The 3210-nt window shown below is 66.1% G+C and carries 2 protein-coding genes and 3 tRNA genes; all 5 read right to left on the bottom strand.

The genetic code is table 11. The annotated features are described in order from the left end of the window. Positions 1 to 130: 130 nt before the first annotated feature. The gene (locus tag O9280_RS17475) at positions 131 to 553 is read right to left on the bottom strand and encodes an HNH endonuclease (RefSeq protein ID WP_298345901.1); all 423 of its coding nucleotides are present in this window, start codon (positions 551 to 553) and stop codon (positions 131 to 133) included. A gap of 39 nt (positions 554 to 592) precedes the next feature. Continuing rightward, positions 593 to 668 (bottom strand) — tRNA-Gln (locus tag O9280_RS17470). A 386-nt stretch (positions 669 to 1054) separates the two neighbouring features. Continuing rightward, a tRNA-His gene (locus tag O9280_RS17465) sits at positions 1055 to 1125 on the bottom strand. A 21-nt stretch (positions 1126 to 1146) separates the two neighbouring features. Further along, positions 1147 to 1222 (bottom strand) — tRNA-Pro (locus tag O9280_RS17460). Positions 1223 to 1808: 586 nt separating this feature from the next. After that, complete coding sequence (locus O9280_RS17455) at positions 1809 to 3128, bottom strand: IS1380 family transposase (protein WP_298345898.1); 1320 nt, start codon at positions 3126 to 3128, stop codon at positions 1809 to 1811. Positions 3129 to 3210 lie beyond the last annotated feature (82 nt).

The raw sequence follows: 3210 nt of genomic DNA, 5'->3' as shown, positions 1-3210 counted from the left end.
ATCGACAGCCCCTTCTGGTACTGAACCCTGTTCTGCGCCATGGCCGACCTCCTGTTTGGCGGCCACATGCTCGCAGTCGTGTGGCTCACTGGGAGAGCCAGCTACTCGGTAGGCTGAGTCATCTTGCTGATCAGGTGCGGCCATTGCACGCGCCGCAGGCCGTGACCAGGTTCATCCAGGTCCAAGCACCACCGCGCGACTGCGGCACGACGTGGTCGCACGACAGCTCGCGCTCGGCAAAGCGCTGCCCGCAATACGCGCAGGTGAAGCGGTCGCGGCGGAACAGCTTGGCCTTGGCGAAGGCCGGGACGATGTCGAACAGGTTGCGCTTCGAGGCGCCGGCCAGCGCGATGATCGGGTGGACCTCGATCACCGACTGGCACCCGCGCGCGACATTGAAGCCGCCACGCAGCACGGCCAGCGGACCCGCACCGTCGACCCAGGCCACCGAGGCGGTGGCCATGTGCACGGCCGCCTGCTCAAGCGAGATCCACGCCTGCGGCGTGCCCTGGAGGTCGAGTTGCAGCACGTGGCTGTGGGTGTTGGGGTGCATGGGTGGCCTCCTTTCTGTGGCCGTGGGAGTGAATGGGTCTGGCTGCGGCGGTTGGGTTCGAACCAACGTCCCCAGCTTCAAAGGCTGGTGTCTGAGGCCTCTCGACTACGCCGCATCGGATCGCTGACCCGCGGGGCTCAGCGCTGGTAGTGATCGCGGTTCACGCCGTCGAAAGCAACCGCTGCGCAGGCAGCAGTGCTTGAAACAACCGCGATGAGCCACAAGGGCACGGGTCGTTTCGGCCGAGCTTCTCGCTCAGCTCCTTCGTCCCGTGCACGATGCGATCACCGCGCTTGACGCCGGTCTCAGACGGGAACCCTTGGCGTCGCTTGCTCATCGTCGTGAAAGCACACGTCGTCTTCGAAGCGCTTCATGGCACACCTCCTTGTTTCGTTGATGAATCTGGTCGTCCGGGGTGGGAACGATCCACCGGCCTTCGCCTCATGAGGGCGCTTCTCTGCCGCTCGAGGTCGCGACGCGAGGGATTCGCATGTGCTTGGGGGTGACCGGCCGGAGTCGAACCGGCACCAGCGGGTTCACGGCCCACGGCTCTTCCGTTGAGCTACGGCCACACCCAAGCACACGCATGCAACTGGTCTCGGTGGCAGGTCTCGAACCTGCGGCCTCGTGATCCCAAATCACGCGCGCTGCCCTCTGCGCCACACCGAGCTGAACTGCACTGGCTCCACGACGTGGCTTTGCTCTGCAGGGCGCAGCCACGCAGGACGTTGCGCAGCAACGGGCCGAAGGCCGCGGGTTTTACCCGCGCAACCACGGACCTCCTGGTTAACGGCCAGGTGCCCTGCCAACTGCGCTATCGGGGAACTCAACAGGACTCGACGATCCGATTGCTCGCTGCGCTCGGCCTTCGGCCCGTTGCTGCGCAACGTCCTGGCCGGCATGCCGGCCAGAGCGAACGGATGTGGGCTTTCGTCAACGGCTTTGCAAGCCGCCGACTTCGACCACTTGGCTACGTCGAGATGGACTGGCGCCGGACCACGGGTTCGAACCGCGAACCTTCGGCTTTGGAGGCCGCTGCTCTGCCAGTTGAGCTAGCCCGGATGTTTCACCAGTCGCCGACTGGATGACCGTTTGAGGCGTTTTGGGCGATCCTGACGGCTGCGTTGGCTGCCTGCCTGGGGATTTGTGTTCGCCGCTGCAGGAGTCTGCGTGTTGCGGGCGTGACTTACCCTTCCCCGGCTTGGGATGCGGGCCTTGTTGGTGTCAACGCGCGGGCCAGGCACTGGATGGATGGCTACGGACCGAGCGCGGCCAGCCGGGTGGCTGCGACTGCGAACAGATCGCGCAGCGGGTGGTAGCTGGCTAGCATGACCCGCACGCGCCGGGTGTTGCGCAGGATGGCCGCGCCGAGCTTGAGCAGCCGCACGCGGATGGTGGCGGCACTGGCCCGTTCCAGCTCGGTGCCTTGCAGGGCCAGCGCGCGCAGCCGCTGCATCAATGTGTAGGCCAGCGCCGCCAGCAGCAGCCGGAACTGGTTGGCGACGAAGCGCGAGCAACTCGCCCGCGTGCCGAACAGGTCCAGTTGCGCCTCCTTGATGCGGTTCTCGGCCTCCCCACGCTGGCAATACAGGCGGTCGTACAGTGCCTCGGGCTCACCGTGGAGGTTGGTGACGACGAAGCGCGGGTTGGTGCCCTGCTGGCCGTACTCCAGCCGCGTGATCACGCGCCGCTCGTGGGGCCAGCTCTGGGCCGCGTAGTGGAACTCGCCGATCAGGCGCTGCTTGGTGCCGCTGGCACTGTAGGCATCGGCCAAGGCGGCCTCGGCCACCTCCACTGCCGCGTGCAGCCTGGCGTTGCGCGCCAGCCCGATGAGGTAGCCCACGTCCGAGCGCTCGCACCATTGCAGCAGCCGGCGGCGGCAGAAGCCCGAGTCCGCACGCACGATGAACCGCGTGGCAGGCCAGGCACGACGCAGCCGCGTGATGAGCAGCTTGACTACAGCCGCCGCATGCCGCGCGCCGTCGATCTTGCTGGGCCGCAGCACGCAACCCAGCATCGCCTGGCCACAGAACACGTACAGCGGCAGGTAGCAGTGGTGGTCGTAGTAGGCGTGGAACTGCGACTGCTCTTGGTTGCCATGCAGCGGCACGTCCGAGGCATCGATGTCCAGCACCAGCTCCTTCGGCGCGGTCTTGTGGCTGGCGATGAACTGCTCGATGAGCACGCCGTGCAATGCCCAGGCCTGGGCACGCGTGGCGCGGTTCTCCAGGCGGCTGAAGGTCGGAGCCGAGGCCAGTGGCTCAGCGCGACCGACGGCTGTTTGCATCAGCACATCGTCGCGCAAGGTCTTGTGGTCGTTCAAGTCCTCGTAGCCGCAGCACAGGCCGTACAGGCGCTGGGCCAGCAGGTCACGCAGGCTGTGTTCGATGCGCGTCGGATCGCGTGGATCAGGGATCACCGCAGCCGCTGCGCGACTCAGACCCAGGTGTTGATCGATCTGGCGCAACAACAGCAAGCCGCCATCGCTGCTGAGGTCCCCGCCGCTGAAGTCGGCTTCGATCAGGCGCCGGCCAAAGCGGCCAAACTCGATCTTGGCATCCGTACACTTTGGCATCGGCAGTCCTCGGTTGGCATAGGGGGTCGAATACCTATGACAACGCGCCTCGGCACGAGGCTGCCGACCTTATGGTGATGAA

It is taken from the genome of Silanimonas sp. (assembly GCF_027531545.1).
In the GTDB taxonomy this organism is placed as follows: domain Bacteria; phylum Pseudomonadota; class Gammaproteobacteria; order Xanthomonadales; family Xanthomonadaceae; genus Silanimonas.
Note: the sequence above shows the minus strand (reverse complement) of the source record. Positions and strands in the feature narration are given on the sequence as shown.

Excerpts from the sequence above, each read along its gene's own strand:
- O9280_RS17475 (WP_298345901.1), bottom strand. The coding sequence starts at position 553 with ATGCACCCCAACACCCACAGCCACGTGCTGCAACTCGACCTCCAGGGC.
- O9280_RS17455 (WP_298345898.1), bottom strand. The coding sequence starts at position 3,128 with ATGCCAAAGTGTACGGATGCCAAGATCGAGTTTGGCCGCTTTGGCCGG.